General features: G+C 56.5%; 13 protein-coding genes. 6 read left to right on the plus strand and 7 right to left on the minus strand.

Going from position 1 to position 14,430, the window contains the following annotated elements; translation table 11 throughout:
- Window position 1: 1 nt before the first annotated feature.
- From MJA45_RS21680 to MJA45_RS21695, 4 genes are all read right to left on the minus strand, one after another.
- Entirely contained in the window at window positions 2–1,651 is a 1,650-nt protein-coding gene (locus MJA45_RS21680) for an ABC transporter substrate-binding protein (RefSeq protein ID WP_315603982.1), read from the minus strand.
- Between the two features lie 24 nt (window positions 1,652–1,675).
- Window positions 1,676–2,569: a carbohydrate ABC transporter permease gene (locus MJA45_RS21685; protein WP_315603983.1), complete on the minus strand. Its 894-nt coding sequence runs from the start codon at window positions 2,567–2,569 to the stop codon at window positions 1,676–1,678.
- A 30-nt stretch (window positions 2,570–2,599) separates the two neighbouring features.
- Complete coding sequence (locus MJA45_RS21690) at window positions 2,600–3,523, minus strand: ABC transporter permease (RefSeq protein ID WP_315603984.1); 924 nt, start codon at window positions 3,521–3,523, stop codon at window positions 2,600–2,602.
- A gap of 290 nt (window positions 3,524–3,813) precedes the next feature.
- Entirely contained in the window at window positions 3,814–4,803 is a 990-nt protein-coding gene (locus MJA45_RS21695) for an HRDC domain-containing protein (RefSeq protein WP_315603985.1), read from the minus strand.
- A gap of 217 nt (window positions 4,804–5,020) precedes the next feature.
- Here MJA45_RS21695 and MJA45_RS21700 point away from each other — a divergent pair, with 217 nt between their 5' ends.
- From MJA45_RS21700 to MJA45_RS21710, 3 genes are all read left to right on the plus strand, one after another.
- Window positions 5,021–5,320 carry a DUF3055 domain-containing protein gene (locus MJA45_RS21700; protein ID WP_315603986.1) on the plus strand — a complete coding sequence of 100 codons (300 nt, stop codon included), beginning with the start codon at window positions 5,021–5,023 and terminating at the stop codon, window positions 5,318–5,320.
- A gap of 153 nt (window positions 5,321–5,473) precedes the next feature.
- Entirely contained in the window at window positions 5,474–5,737 is a 264-nt protein-coding gene (locus MJA45_RS21705; protein ID WP_315603987.1) for a hypothetical protein, read from the plus strand.
- A 220-nt stretch (window positions 5,738–5,957) separates the two neighbouring features.
- The gene (locus MJA45_RS21710; RefSeq protein WP_315603988.1) at window positions 5,958–6,740 is read left to right on the plus strand and encodes an alpha/beta hydrolase; all 783 of its coding nucleotides are present in this window, start codon (window positions 5,958–5,960) and stop codon (window positions 6,738–6,740) included.
- 175 nt (window positions 6,741–6,915) lie between these two features.
- Here MJA45_RS21710 and ilvD read toward each other — a convergent pair whose 3' ends face one another.
- Window positions 6,916–8,601 (minus strand): dihydroxy-acid dehydratase, encoded by a 1,686-nt coding sequence (gene ilvD, locus MJA45_RS21715; RefSeq protein ID WP_315603989.1) that lies wholly within the window; start codon window positions 8,599–8,601, stop codon window positions 6,916–6,918.
- A 282-nt stretch (window positions 8,602–8,883) separates the two neighbouring features.
- On the opposite strand from ilvD, the gene MJA45_RS21720 reads away from it, so the two are divergent.
- The 3 genes from MJA45_RS21720 to MJA45_RS21730 all read left to right on the plus strand — a co-directional run bounded on the left by MJA45_RS21720 (window position 8,884) and on the right by MJA45_RS21730 (window position 12,393).
- On the plus strand, window positions 8,884–9,840 hold the full coding sequence (locus MJA45_RS21720; RefSeq protein ID WP_315603990.1) for an ABC transporter permease: 957 nt from the start codon (window positions 8,884–8,886) through the stop codon (window positions 9,838–9,840).
- Window positions 9,841–9,860: 20 nt separating this feature from the next.
- A complete protein-coding gene (locus tag MJA45_RS21725) occupies window positions 9,861–10,739 on the plus strand; it encodes a carbohydrate ABC transporter permease (protein ID WP_315603991.1) in 879 nt (292 codons plus the stop codon).
- A 61-nt stretch (window positions 10,740–10,800) separates the two neighbouring features.
- Complete coding sequence (locus MJA45_RS21730; protein WP_315603992.1) at window positions 10,801–12,393, plus strand: extracellular solute-binding protein; 1,593 nt, start codon at window positions 10,801–10,803, stop codon at window positions 12,391–12,393.
- A gap of 131 nt (window positions 12,394–12,524) precedes the next feature.
- Here the strand turns inward: MJA45_RS21730 and MJA45_RS21735 are convergent, their stop codons facing one another.
- Together MJA45_RS21735 and MJA45_RS21740 are read right to left on the minus strand one after the other, a co-directional pair.
- Window positions 12,525–13,205, minus strand: a complete 681-nt coding sequence (locus MJA45_RS21735) for a hypothetical protein (RefSeq protein ID WP_315603993.1) — start codon at window positions 13,203–13,205, stop codon at window positions 12,525–12,527.
- Between the two features lie 105 nt (window positions 13,206–13,310).
- Window positions 13,311–14,183 (minus strand): 5'-3' exonuclease, encoded by an 873-nt coding sequence (locus MJA45_RS21740; RefSeq protein ID WP_315608078.1) that lies wholly within the window; start codon window positions 14,181–14,183, stop codon window positions 13,311–13,313.
- Window positions 14,184–14,430: the final 247 nt, after the last annotated feature.

The following is a 14,430-nucleotide window of genomic DNA, read 5'->3' on the forward strand; positions in this document are numbered from 1 at the left end:
CTTACTTCTTCTTGTACTTGGCATCGTACGCTTCCTGGTTCAGCTGGATAAAGCGCTTGAGGTTCAGGTTGTCGAGCTGCTTCAAGTAGGCGTCCCACTCGGTGTTAAGGGCCCCGTTCTTAATGGTGAAGGTGGCAACGGACTGTTTGACATAGTCATAGATTGATTTCTGCAGGTCGGCCAGCTCGCTTGCCTGCGCTTCCGAGAAGAATAACGGCGGGATCACCGTGTCAAGCGGCTGCTTGTAAGGGTCGTATTTGGTTTTGGTTTCCTTGAAGAGAATGTCCGCCAGCTCGCCGGGCTTAACCACCAGGCCTCCGCGGAGCTTGGCCGTTTGGATGGACGGTCCCGTCTGGCCCCAGTGAACGTTCTGCGGGACCGGAGGAACGACGATTTTGGCCCAGATGCCTTTGTTGCCGTCGACACCTTTCTCGTCATCCTTAGCAAAACGCCACTCCACATCCTGGCGGCCGTTGACGTTGCGCAGGGTCGCCTCCTCGGTCAGCAGGTAATCCCCCAGCCGGAATGCCACCTCGGGATCCTTGGCCGCGCTCGTGACGACATACTGCCCCTGCCCCAGGTTATACGGCTTGTAAGGCGTAATCTGCAGACCGTTCGGCCCTTTCAGCGGAGGCACGGCGACATACTGGTTCCAACGCTTGCCGGCAATGTTCGTAAAATCGGTCGGGACGCCGCCCGCCGCCGCTCCGAGAATCGGAACCTCCGGATTCTCCCCCATCTGCTTCATCTGGTTGACGTCCTGGGTGAAGGTTTCCGGGGCGATCAGCCCTTCGCTGTACAGCTTGTTCAGATACTTCAGGCCTTCCTTCCATTCCGGCTTGTTGAAGGCCACGTCGATCTTGCCGTCCTTCAGCATAAGATGATCGATGCCCGACTCTTTATCATTCAAGATAAAGGAGTTCATCAGGAAGTTATCGATGGACATATGCCAGCCCGTAATCGCCCCGGCGAGCGGGATTTCGTCAGGCTTGCCGTTGCCGTTCGGATCCTGGGTTTTGAAGGCCTTCAGCACCTGGTAGAACTCATCGGTCGTCGTCGGCATCTTCAGCCCCAGCTTATCGAGCCAAGGCTGGTAGATCCACATTCTTTGCGGAAGCAGGGAATGCGGATTGAGGTCGACCTGGGGAAGGCCGTAAATTTTCCCGTCCGGCGCAGTAATGTTCGCTTTGACGCCTTCCACGTTATCGAACATCCACTTGGCCCCGCTGCCGTATTGATCAATCATCCCGTTCAAGGGAAGAAAGACCCCCTGGCTGCCGTATACCATCTGCTTCGTCGGAGAAATCGCGAAACCCATGTAGACATCGGGATAGGTGCCGCTGGCGAGAGATAGATTGAGCTTCTCCGCCGCTTCCTTGGGCTGAACGATCTCCCATTCGATATGAACGTTCGTTTTCTCCTCGAGCCATTTGGTGAACTCGTTCGTCTTGTAATCCTCGACGCCGTTCTTGGCCGCCACCATGATGCGCAAGGTGGTCTTCTCCTTGGTGATCGGCAACTGGCCGGCTGCGCTGACTTCCGTACCTTTGGGTTTGGCCGCCGGCGTATCCGCGGACTCCTTGGAGCATCCGTTAAGGACGGCCGCTGCCGCGAGGACAGCGGTCAGTTGGATCGTTAATGCCTTTCTCATCGTACCCCTCCTGAATGTTTAAGCTTAGCCTTTCAAGGAACCGATCATCATGCCTTTGACAAAGTACTTCTGAACAAAAGGATACACCACGAGCATCGGGGTAATGGCCACCACGATCAGGGAGTATTTCAGCAAGTCCCGGAGCCCCACCAGGGCGGCCGCCTGCTCGGCGTCGATCATCTCCCCGCTGATCTCATTCTGAATCAGGATTTTGCGCAGCACGAGCTGCAGCGGAAACAAGTCCTCGCTCTTCAAATACAGGAGCGCGTTGAAGAAAGAGTTCCAGTGGCCGACGGCGTAGAAGAGCGAGATGACCGCGATAATGGGACCGGAAACGGGCAGGACCACTTTCCGCACGAAGGTGAAATCGTCGCTTCCGTCCATCTGGGCCGCTTCCAGCAGCTCTTGGGGAATCGTCGTCTGGAAGTAGGTGCGGGTGATGATCATGTTCCAGATGCTGAGCGCCCCGGGCAGAATCATCGCCCATCGGGAATCGAGCAGCCCCAAGTCCCGGACCACCAGATAAGTCGGGATAAGCCCCCCGCTGAACATCATGGTGAACACGAACAGAAACATAAGCGGATTCCGGCCGTAGAAGTCGGGCCGCGACAAAGGGTAAGCGGCCATCAGCGTGATGATGACATTGATAACCGTGCCGACGATCATATAGAACAAGGAGTTGGAGAAGCCCCGCCAGATCTCCTTATTCTTGAAAACGGCAGCATAACCTTCCAGCGTAGGATCGACCGGCAGCAGCCACACCCGCCCGGCAATCACCGCATCGCTGGAGCTGAACGACGAGCTTATGATGTTGACCAGAGGATAAAGGGAAGCGAGCAGAACCAGCGTCAGGAATGTATAGTTGACCGCGTCGAACACGCGGTCTCCCTTCGACCGGGAAAGCAGCGAAGTTTCCACGGCGGATTCCTCCTTTCTTTCGTCGTTGGTTTACCAAAGACTGGATCGGGTAAAGGTTTTGGCCAGCTTGTTGGCCGTTAGCAGCAGCACGAAGGCGATTCCGTTTTTGAACAAGCCGATAGCGGCCGCGTAATCAAAGTTCGGCACCTGGGACTGCAGCCCGATTTTGTAAACATAGGTGTCGATGATCTCGGAGGTCCCGATATTGAGCGGGTTCTGCAGCAGCAGCGCTTTCTCGAAGCCGAGGTCGAGGATATGGCCCATGTTCAGAATGAGGATGATCATGGCCACCGGCATAATGCCCGGAAGGTCGATATTCAGCATCCGCTGCCTTTTGGAGGCGCCGTCGATCATAGCGGCTTCGTGAAGGGTCGGATCGATTCCTGCAAGCGCTGCCAAATAAACGATGCAGCCGAAGCCGATATTTTGCCAAACGTCCGACCAGACAAAGATGGACATGAAATAGCCGGGCTCTCCCATGAAATTAATGCGTTCAAACCCGAGAAGGGCCAGCACGTTATTCACCGCCCCCGTCCGGGGGGCCAGCATCTGCATGGTGATCCCGGCCACCACCACCACGGATATAAAATGAGGGGCGTAGGTGACCATCTGCACGGTCCTCTTGAAGGTCCTCCCTCTGACGTAATTCAGCCCCAAGGCGAGGAGAATCGGACAGGGAAAGGAAACGATAAGCTGGTACAGGCTGAGCCACAGGGTATTCCGAAGAATGCTCCAGAAGCCGGGTGTATTCCAGAAGCGCTTGAAATGCCGAAGGCCGACCCAGTCGCTTTCCCATATTCCCTTGGTCAGGACAAATTTCTTGAAGGCGATCTGGGCTCCGTACATGGGGACATAACGAAACACAATGAGATAAACAAGCGGCAGCAGGATCAAGACGTACAACTGCCAGCCTTTGCTGATTCGCCTCATGGCGAGAGCCAGAGAGGTCTGCATCCTTTATGCTCCTTTCTTCAAGAATCGGCAGCCGGTCTTTCGTAAGGTTCGCAGGATTCCTGATCATTTGCTTTTGCGCTTCTTTATAGTAGAACCGGGCCAGAGCGGGGTAAAGGGGATATTCATGATTCGGCTCCCCCTTGCTTGATCAGACCTATGGTGCAGCTGTAGCCGATTGTGCAGCGGATGACATTTCCCTTTCGTTGCCGCTTAAAAACAGAAAAAAACCGGCACCTGCTCGGTACCGGTTGTCTCTAATACACGTTAAAAGGGGGCAAAATCCGAAAAAGTTATCCCGCCTGCCGGCGGAACTTCAGACGGTAGAGACGAAGCCACTCATAGACTCGGTTCAGGTCCTTCTCCTTCAGTTCCTCCTCGCTGTAGAGCTTGTTCACGACCGGCTTCAGGTAGCGGTCCCCGAGCTCCCTGAACAAGCGCTCCACCTCCTCGCGCTCCTCGGCGTTTACCCCGCTCAGCTCGGCGTCAATGAGGGCATTCATGTCATAGCCCTCCCGGTCCAGCTCCTCCAGCGTCAGGACCAGTTCCCTGCGGTTAATGGACAGAAGCTGCTGAAGCGCTTCAAGGCTGCCCGTTTGCGGGATGGCTTCCAGCACGCGGCGCTTGACCAGCTGCTTCTCCTGCTCCGACTGCTCCTTCGCCAGGTGCTGCTGGACAAGCCAGAGCTCGAATTCGTCGCGGTCGACCGCTTCCTTCACCCATTCCAACGGGAATGGCGTTTCCCTTTCCGTCTCCCGGGTGATGGCCAGAATACTATCGCCGTAAGCCCGAATGCGGTTCTCGCCCATTCCCGGAATTTCGGCCAGCTCCTCCAGCGTATGCGGCAGGTACGCGCTGATCATCTGCAAAATCCGGTTGGACGCCAGGATAAAGGCCGATCGCCCTTCTTGGGCGGCCTGCTCCCTTCTCCACTGCTTCAGCCGGCTCAGCGTCTCCGCGTGGGCGGACGTTTCGCTGTAATAATGCAGAAGCTGGGTAGCCCCTCCTGGGGACACCAGCGGCCGGGCCTTCTCCGTAAACCCTTCGATTAAAGGAACGTAGCCTTCACGGAGCTTCTCCTTGATGTTCAGACGGAATATCTCCAGCATTTCGTTCCAGTCCATCCCTTCGTACCACGACTGCACCTGCGGCTTTCCTTCCTCTCCGGGATCGTTCCACGCTACCCGCCATGTTCCCTTCTCCTCGGAAATCATGACTTGGGCGGTGCGCACCCGGTTGTCCCCGGTCTTCCATTCCAGGCTGTTCAAGAAAATCAAATTCATTAACTCACTCCTTCTTCTGAATGGACTCGCCTTTCGGGAAAAGCAAAAAGCACCTCTCCTGCCGCAGCAAGAGAGGTGCTTCCCCGTCTTTTCCTGAAATTACCCATAGTTTACCATGCCCGTCCGAGAACGGGCAACATCTTTTTTTACAGGGTCCGGGAGATTTGTTACACTAGCAGGAAAGAGGCGCGATGCCTTGAGGGAAAGGAAGAACCGAATGTCTGCACAGGAATTTGATTATTTATACGATATGACGGAGGACACGACGACCCGCTTCGTTTGTTTCGTGGGGGAATCGATGAGGCGCTTTGACCTCGCCATCACTTCCTCCAACCGGTTTTACGGCAAGAAGCTGGTGACCGATCTGCAAGGGGGCAAAACCGCCATTCTCGGACCGGACGATCTGGAGGCCGAGGGATACCTCGAGCATGTTTACAAGATCACGGAAGAGGAAGCCGAAGAGCTTGGCTCTTTTCTCGTCAACATTATCGGCAGCGTGAACTTTACGGACATTTAGGCAAAAAGGCTTCCGCGGCGCATGGCTCAGCCCTTGTCGGGACACGCTAGGGAAGCGGCTGCCGTGTCGGATTCACGGTAAAACCGCCCCGGCCGCGGCCGGAGCTTGCCTTGGATGGCCCGGACCGGGATAACGCTCAAGGAGGTCGGAGCCATGTTTGGGTTTATCAGGGAGAAGCGTCGAAAGTACACGGATGTGGCCACGGTAGAGTCCCAGCGTAACGATCTCATTCCCGAGGAGTTTCCGGAAGGACCTTACGGGTCCAGCCTGCCGGTCGAATCCTTGGGCAAAAGCACCCCGTGGAGGGTCGATCAGCGCCCGCAGAACCGGTTCTCGTATGAGAACCGCGAGCTGCACGACGGAATCAACCGGGCTTATCCGCCGGATCATGAACCGAATGAAGCCGATTTGACGTAAGCGTACCGGAGAAGCACCAGACGGGCGGGGGATTACCCCCGGCCTCTTTTTTTGTGCTGGCATAGTGCCGGCCATCGGAAGCGAAGAGCCCGCCTGCGTTATGCTATACTGGGAACGGAAGCCTGCCCCTGTTTCTCCATGGAATGGAAACTGGGGCAAGGCCACAGCTGGTCACTCTAAGCGCCTGTCAACGCAGGCCGATTCCAGGAGGCGTTTTTCTTTGGCATTGTTCTCTTGCAATTTTTTCTCTGAGGCCCTTGGCCTTACCACTTCCATGACCGTTATCCTGCCCCAGACCACCCGGGCGCAGATCGGCATGGACACCTTATCCGGCGGAAGCAAGCATCCGACGCTGTATCTGCTTCACGGGCTGTCCGACGACCATACGATCTGGCTGCGGCGCACCTCCATCGAACGCTACGTGGCGCCGCTCGGACTGGCCGTGGTCATGCCGGCCGTTCACCGCAGCTTCTATACGGACATGGCCTACGGCGGCAAATACTGGACGTTCGTCAGCGAGGAGCTTCCGGCGCTCGCCCGCTCGTTCTTTCCGCTGTCTGACCGCCGCGAGGACAACTACGTCGCCGGCTTGTCCATGGGCGGGTACGGCGCGTTCAAGCTCGGGCTGAGCTGCCCGAACCGGTTCGCCGCCGCGGCCAGCCTGTCCGGCGTCGCCGATGTGGCGGGAGGCAAGACCCGGTTCCCGCAAGACTTCGAGGCGATCTTCGGCTCGGAGCCGGTCGAAGGCAGCCGCCACGACCTGTTTGCCCTGGCGTCGGGGTTGCCCGGGTCCTCCCAGGCTTCCCCGCAGCTCTTCCAATGCTGCGGAACCGAGGATTTCCTGTACCGGGAAAATCTTCGCCTCCGGGATCACTTGAAGGAGCTTCAGCTGCCCGTTACGTACGAGGAAGAGCCCGGAAGCCACGAATGGGGCTACTGGGACCGCAAAATTCAACGCGTGCTGGAATGGCTTCCGCTGCCGGCCCGAGAAGCCGGCGTGTAACCGGGCCGTGTTCCGCCCGGGAAGCTGGGCTGCGGAACGTGTTCCGGCCGTAGCAGGCCCCGCGTCAGCGGCAGACCGGCATGGCACCAGCCGATTGCCCCCATGCTTCCGCCAACACAAAAACCGCTTGCTCCCAAGCTTAGGCTCGGGAACAAGCGGTTTTTGGCATGCCGTGTTAGATTTTCATAACCCCGCCGGTGCTAGCCGAGGTCACCAGCTTGGAATAGCGGGCCAGGTAGCCGGTCTTGATCTTCGGCTCGAAGCCTTTCCACTCAGAGCGGCGCTTCGCCATCTCCTCGTCGCTGATCTTCAGCTCGATCGTGCGGTTCTTCAGATCCAGCTCGATGATGTCGCCGTTCTGAACGAAGGCGATCGGTCCGCCCTCCGCCGCTTCCGGCGAGATATGGCCGATGCTGATTCCGCGGGAAGCTCCCGAGAAACGGCCGTCGGTGATCAGGCCGACCTTCGTGCCGAGGCCCATTCCCACGATCTGCGAAGTCGGGGCGAGCATTTCCGGCATCCCCGGTCCGCCCTTCGGGCCTTCGTAGCGGATAACCACCACGTGGCCTTCCTTGACCTTGCCGTTCGCGATGCCGGACAGAGCCTCTTCCTGCGAATCAAAGCAGATCGCCTCACCGGAGAAGAAGTCGCCGACGGCCTTGTCGACCGCGCCGACCTTGATGATGCTTCCGTTAGGCGCCAGGTTGCCGAACAGAACGGACAGGCCGCCCTCCGGGGTGTGCGGGTTGTCGATTGGACGGATGACGTTCGTGTCAAGAATCTCGCGGCCCGCCACGTTCTCGCGGAGCGTCTTGCCGGTCACCGTGATCAGGTCGCCGTGAAGGGCTCCTTCTTTCTTGAAGAGCTCGTTAATAACGGCGCTGACGCCGCCGGCATGATGAAGGTCCTCGATATGGTGGTCGGAGGCCGGAGCGAGCTTCGTTAGGTACGGCACCCGCTTCGCCACTTCGTTGATGCGCTCGATCGGGTAGTCGATCTCCGCTTCATGGGCGAGAGCCAGCGTGTGAAGCACGGTATTCGTCGAACCGCCCATGGCCATGTCGAGGGCGAAGGCGTTGTCGATCGTTTCGGCCGTCACGATGTCGCGCGGCTTGATGTCGGCCTTGATCAGCTCCATCAGCTGCTTCGCGGACTGGCGGACGAACTCCTTGCGTTCTTCCCAGATCGCGAGAATCGTTCCGTTGCCCGGCATCGCCAGACCGAGCACCTCGGCGAGGCAGTTCATCGAGTTGGCGGTGAACATACCGGAGCACGAGCCGCAGGTCGGGCAGCCGTACTGCTCCAGCTCCTCGAGGCTCTTCTCGTCGATTTTGCCGGCTTGGTAGGCGCCTACGCCTTCGAAGACGGAGGTCAGGGAGATGGAGCGGCCGTTCTTATCCTTGCCCGCTTTCATCGGCCCGCCGCTTACGAACATGGTCGGGATGTTGACGCGCAGGGCGCCCATCATCATGCCCGGGGTGATCTTGTCGCAGTTCGGGATGCAGACCATGCCGTCGAACCAGTGGGCATTAACAACCGTCTCGAGCGAGTCGGCGATGATTTCGCGGCTCGGCAATGAGTAGCGCATGCCGATGTGTCCCATGGCGATTCCGTCGTCGACGCCGATGGTGTTGAACTCAAACGGAACGCCGCCCGCCTCGCGGATGGCTTCCTTGACGATTTTACCGAATTCCTGAAGGTGCACGTGACCCGGAACGATATCGATATAAGAATTGCAGACCGCGATGAACGGTTTGCCGAAATCTTCTTCCTTAACGCCTGCCGCGCGCAGCAGACTGCGGTGAGGGGCTCGGTCAAAGCCCTTCGTGATCATGTCGCTTCTCTTCTTTGCATTTGCCATTGCACTTACTCCTCCCAGATATAGACAAGTTCAAATTACAGAACGCTTTAGGGCCTCAATGTATTAAATTCTATCATTTTTCACGGGAGAATTCACACTAAAAATAATATTTTCCTTGAAATGCCGCCAAAAAAGACCATTTCCCTCTTCCCCTCCCTTTGGTAAAAATCACAGAGAAGGATTGACAACGCTTTCAAAAGCACATACGATTATGTACATGTCTACGACCTGTATGTATAATGAAACTAACTTAACCCCCTTTTAAGAAACGGAGGCATGTGCATGAACCAAACCGCTGCCGATCCGAATGTCTCTCGGGCCCCCGCCAAGGTTAGCAGCCGAATCGCCATGAAGCTGAGCCGGGATAAGTATCTGTACCTCCTGGCCATCCCCGGTATTCTTTATTTCCTCGTGTACCGGTATATTCCCATGCTGGGCACCGTTATCGCCTTCCAGGATTACAGTCCCTTCCTGGGCTTCAGCGACAGCCCCTGGGTGGGCTGGAAGCATTTCCGGACTATTCTCTCCGCTCCCGAAGTCATTCAAGTGTTATGGAACACGCTTTACCTTTCCTTCCTGCAAATCGTCTTTGCCTTTCCCGCTCCCATCGTGCTTGCCCTGATGCTCAACGAAGTCCGCAGCGAGCTGTACAAGCGGCTCATTCAAACGGTCGTTTATCTCCCCCACTTTCTGTCGTGGGTCATTGTGGTCGGCATTTTCATCATCTTCCTGCGCGGAGAAGGACTCATCAACCACTTCCTGGAGGTCGTGCTCGGCTGGCAGCCGGTGGATTTTCTAACTAACCTCTCCTTCTTCCGTCCGCTCATCATTCTTCAGGTGCTCTGGAAGGAAGTCGGCTGGGGAACCATCCTCTTTCTTGCCGCCCTGGCCGGGATCAATCCGGACCTGTATGAAGCCTCGATTGTTGATGGGGCCGGACGCTGGCGACAAATCTGGCACGTCAGCCTGCCGGGCATCCGCAGCACCATCGTCATCCTGCTCATTCTGCGCCTCGGGAACGTGCTGGACAGCGGCTTCGAGCATATTTTCCTCATGCAGAACTCCTTCAACAAGGAAATCTCGAACGTCCTGGATACCTACGTCTACTACATGGGCATCGAACAGTCGGACTTCAGCTTTGCGACGGCGGTGGGGCTTTTTAAAGGGCTGATCGGCCTGGTCCTCGTCCTAGGGGCAAACCGGCTCGCGAAGCGCTTCGGAGAAGAAGGCATTTATTGAGTTCAAAGGAGGAACCTCCCATGAAATATAAAACGGCGTCCGACCGGTGGTTCGATTGGACGAATGCCATTCTGCTCGCGCTGCTGGCGGCCTCGATGCTCTTTCCTTTCCTGTATATCTTTGCGGTCTCGTTCACGACACTCGACGAATTTCTCCACAGCGAACTTCTGCTCTGGCCGAAGAAATGGGTTGCCGACGCCTACCTGTATATTCTCGGTTCCCCGACCTTTCTCCGGTCCATGGGAATGACCGTTTATTTGACGGTGGCCGGCACACTCGTCAATCTCTTCTTCACGACGACCTTCGCCTTCTCGCTCTCCCGCCGGATCTACGGAACCCGGATCCTGCTGTTTGCGGTGCTGTTCACGCTGCTGTTCTCCGCCGGTATGGTCCCGACCTACCTGATCGTTCAAGCTACGGGCCTGATCGATTCCATCTGGGCGCTAATCCTGCCCGTTGCCATCGCCCCGTTTAACCTGATCATCGTCCGGCAGTTCTTCATGAATATCCCTGGAGAGCTGTACGAAGCGGCCATTGTCGACGGAGCTAACGACCTGGTCATTTTCTGGAAGCTCATTCTGCCGCTCTCGAAGCCGGTGCTCGCCGCCTTTGCCCTCTTCTATGCCGTCGGTCATTGGAATACTTATTTTGCCGGCATTCTCTATCTGAACGATCCGCGCATGTGGCCGATCCAGGTCATCCTGCGTCAGATCGTCGTCCAGAACGATTCCAAAGCGTTCGGTTCCTCCGACGTCATGGCGATGCTCGAGAATCCGCCTCCTCCGGAAACGGTTCAGATGGCCGCTATTCTCCTGGCCACGCTGCCGATTCTTCTTGTCTATCCTTTTCTGCAAAAGCATTTTGTGAAAGGGGTGATGGTCGGCTCGGTCAAAGGATAACCGGTTATTCGCTGATGGCAGGGGAAAGCAGAAGTCCATTTCTAAGAAAAGAGGGGATCCCATGAAGAAAAAGCTAATGGTGAACATTCTGTTGACCGGCGTGCTGGCGGGAAGCGCGGTCGGATGCTCGAGTACCAAGGAAGGCTCGCCTTCCGCCGCTCCGTCGGCAGGAGGAGATAAGACGGCGGACGCCAACAAGAAGGTCAGCATCTCGGCGATGAAGTATATCTACGGAGACGTTCCGCCACCCGACGGACGCGGGCTCAAGATGATCAACGAGAAGTTCAACGTGGACTATTCGGTCAACATCGTTCCCCAGGCCACTTACGACGAGAAGCTGACCGCGGTGCTCGCTTCCGGCAAAATCCCGGATATGGTGATGTTCCAGTCCGGCGACCTGACGAACCGTTACAACAAATTCGCGAAGCAGGGAGCCTTCTTTCCGCTCGACGATTACGTCAAGCAGTATCCGTCCTTCCAGCGTATCCCTTCCTACGTGCTCGACCAGTTCAAAGTTAACGGCAAGCTCTATGCCATTCCCGGCTATTATCCGAAATTCGGCTTCACGGTCATCCTCCGAAAGGATTGGCTGGACGCCCTCGGGCTGAAGGTTCCAACCAGCTACGACGAGCTGAAGCAGGTGGCGCTTGCGTTTACGAAGAACGACCCCGACCGCAACGGCAAGAACGATACGTACGGACTCGCCATCGGCAAGGACATCAACCATCCCATTCCGATGGGAAGTTACTGGGACCCCGATGCCTGGTACCACAAGGATGGCCAGGGACGTTTCATCCCCGGCATCGTATCGAACGCCCGGAAGGAAATGATCCAGTGGTTCGCCGATCTGTATAAGGAAGGCGCCCTGACCCGGGATTTCGCCTCCCTGGACTGGACGGCCACGAACAAAGAGTTCTATTCCGGCAAGGCCGGTATCTTCATCGGCACCCCGAGGGGAATGTCGCAGCTGTACATGGAAGGCCTGCTTCAGATTAACCCGAACGCCGAGTTCGTTCATCTGGAGCCGTTCAAGGCGCCCGACGGGTCCCAAGGCATGACGGCCGGAAGAGGCTTTCTCGGCATGACGGCCATCTCGGCGGAGGCGGGCAAGGATCCGGCCAAGGTGAAGCGGATCCTCGACCTGCTGGATTACGGCCGCAAGTTCTTCCCGAACGACCAGAAGAATGACAAGAACCCGGACTTCGACTGGCTGAACGGCAATGTTAACCAAGGGTACGACATCAAGGATGGGATCGGGGTGCTGAAATCCAACGCCGCCCAGCTGGGCGTCGCCCCCGGCACCTATCTGACCGACACGACCGCCTGGCCGGAGAAGGACTCCGACGTGGATTACACGAAGAATTACAGCCTGCCGAAGCTGGTTCAGCTCGCGGACCGCATCTCCAAGACCTACTCTACGATAAAATATTACAGCAATCCGAATTATGCGGTCGTCTCCGACACGGAGCTCGCCAAAGGAGCCGAGCTGAAGAAGTACCTGCTTGACGAGCAGAGCAAAATGATCGCCGGGCAGCGCCCGATTACCGATTGGGATAAGATGGTGGATGAATGGAAAGCGAAGGGCGGAGAAGCCCTCATCAAGGAAACGAACGCCGGCATCAAAATCAAGGATGCCAAGGAAGGCTGGCAGTAACCCTCGGTTAAGGCGGGTGCATCAGAAAAAGCCCGGGCATCTCTCGATGCTCCGGGCTGTTTATGGATGTGGCTGTCCTCTTTCCCCAGCCGCCCCCCTTCAATCAAAAGGGCAGCAGGATCTTTCCGTGCTTAGAGCGCAGCCGCGTTCTTCTCGTCGATTGTGATTTCCTGAAGCCTTTCGAGCTCCTTGGCGAACTTCTTTTCGATCGCTTCCTTGCTGCCATAGAGGTAAAGGATATCGCCTTCCTGGACTTCACAGTCCCAGCGCTTTCCGCGGATTTTGATATCTCCCCGGTGGAGAAAGAGAAGGTTGATGTCCTCCTCGGACTCAAAGACATCGCACACCTTGTGCCCGAGGTACTCCGAATCATCAAAAATTTCGACGGCTGTGATGAGATCTCCTTCCTCCAGGTAAAGCACTTCCTGGATGGGAAGCTCATGAAGCTCGAATTCCTTCTGCAGGTGATCTTCATACCTCGCGGACATCCTTCGGGAGAAGCCGGGATATTTGACCACCAGCAGAATAAGCGCAAGAACGCCGGTCGTGATGGACAGCTGCTTAATCCGGAAGCTCTCCGCCAGGATGTTGGACATAGACGAAATGATAACGGCGAGAGAGAAGGCGCCGAACAGAATAAGGAATACCCCTATTTTGCGGCGAACCGGGTGCCGGAGGATAAGCTCCGATTCCTTCGTGGTGAACCCGGTCCCTGTGAGCATGGAAACGACCTGAAAGCGGGCGATCTCTTTGTCCAGGCCCGTGATAATCAGGAGCGTGACCATGATTTCCAGGACGATGAAAATAATCACGAAATAAATGCATATAAATAGAAATCCGATGGGGATCATCTCCTAAGGTTCCTCTCTCCCTTACTTCCCCTTAGCATTCCCCGCTGAATCAGCTGCCAATCTTTCTCAGCCGATCAGCTTCATCAAGCCCTTGAACTCGAGCTCCTCGAATTTGCTGCGGACCAGATGCGGGTCCGGGACCCATACGCATTCCTCCAGGAGACAGGAAAGCGGAACGTCGCAGCGGATGGTGGCGAGGTCCCGGCACAAGTGCAGCATCTCGAGATCCTGCTCAATCTTCGCCCGTACGCCCTTCGGAAGCTTGTCCAGATTCTCGAGAATGCCTTCGATCGATCCGTACTCGCTGAGCAGCTTAACCGCCGTCTTCTCACCTATTCCCTTGACGCCAGGGTAATTGTCGCTCGTATCCCCGATCAGCCCCTTCAAGTCGATGATCTGCTTTGGCGTAAGCTTCTTCTCTTCCAGGAGCAGGGCACCGTCGTAGACGGCATAGTTTCCGTGGCCCTTCTTAAGAATGACGACCTTCACCCGTTCGTCCACCAGCTGCAGCAGATCGTGGTCCCCGGTCAGCACATAGACGTCTAGTTCCGGGCTGAAGGTGCGGGCCAGCGTTCCGATGCAATCATCCGCCTCATAGCCGGGAATGCCCACATTCGGCACGCCGAAGGAGCTCACCACTTCCTTGACGAGGTCGAACTGGGGAAGCATCTCGAGCGGCGGCTCCGAACGGTTGGCTTTGTAGTGGACGAACTGCTCCGTCCGGAACGTCCGGCTTCCCATGTCCCAGCAGCAGATGACGTGAGACGGTCCGAAGGTTTGGACCGCGTCCCAGAAATAACGGACGAAGCCGTAAACCGCGTTGACCGGTACTCCCGCGCTGGTCCGTTTGATGTAGCCGGTGACGGCGGACGCGTAGTAGGCCCGGAACAAAAGAGCCATCCCGTCCACCAGCAGGACGCTTTCCTTCTTCTCTTCCATCCAATCTTCTATCAAAAGAAATCTCTCCCAAATCTATAATTTATCTCTTCCATTATACCATAGAAACATGAAATAGGTCGGAGCCCCCTCCTATGGAGAATCTTGGGGAGACCTTCCGTAGACCGGCCGGGCTCTTTCGTTTCCTTGCATGAATGTCGTCATTTCATACCTCCCATGTCGTTAAATTGGATTACAAAAGAGGAGACGAAGTGTTAAGATGGTACGTGACGGCTTTTCCCCATTTCAT

The sequence above is a fragment of the Paenibacillus aurantius genome, assembly GCF_032268605.1.
GTDB lineage: Bacteria > Bacillota > Bacilli > Paenibacillales > NBRC-103111 > Paenibacillus_AO > Paenibacillus_AO aurantius.

Bases quoted from the DNA above. Each gene is read 5' to 3' on its own strand.
- MJA45_RS21680 (WP_315603982.1), bottom strand. From the start codon at position 1,651: ATGAGAAAGGCATTAACGATCCAACTGACCGCTGTCCTCGCGGCAGCG.
- MJA45_RS21690 (WP_315603984.1), bottom strand. From the start codon at position 3,523: ATGCAGACCTCTCTGGCTCTCGCCATGAGGCGAATCAGCAAAGGCTGG.
- MJA45_RS21695 (WP_315603985.1), bottom strand. From the start codon at position 4,803: ATGAATTTGATTTTCTTGAACAGCCTGGAATGGAAGACCGGGGACAAC.
- MJA45_RS21700 (WP_315603986.1), top strand. From the start codon at position 5,021: ATGTCTGCACAGGAATTTGATTATTTATACGATATGACGGAGGACACG.
- MJA45_RS21705 (WP_315603987.1), top strand. From the start codon at position 5,474: ATGTTTGGGTTTATCAGGGAGAAGCGTCGAAAGTACACGGATGTGGCC.
- ilvD (WP_315603989.1), bottom strand. From the start codon at position 8,601: ATGGCAAATGCAAAGAAGAGAAGCGACATGATCACGAAGGGCTTTGAC.
- MJA45_RS21720 (WP_315603990.1), top strand. From the start codon at position 8,884: ATGAACCAAACCGCTGCCGATCCGAATGTCTCTCGGGCCCCCGCCAAG.
- MJA45_RS21725 (WP_315603991.1), top strand. From the start codon at position 9,861: ATGAAATATAAAACGGCGTCCGACCGGTGGTTCGATTGGACGAATGCC.
- MJA45_RS21730 (WP_315603992.1), top strand. From the start codon at position 10,801: ATGAAGAAAAAGCTAATGGTGAACATTCTGTTGACCGGCGTGCTGGCG.
- MJA45_RS21740 (WP_315608078.1), bottom strand. From the start codon at position 14,183: ATGGAAGAGAAGAAGGAAAGCGTCCTGCTGGTGGACGGGATGGCTCTT.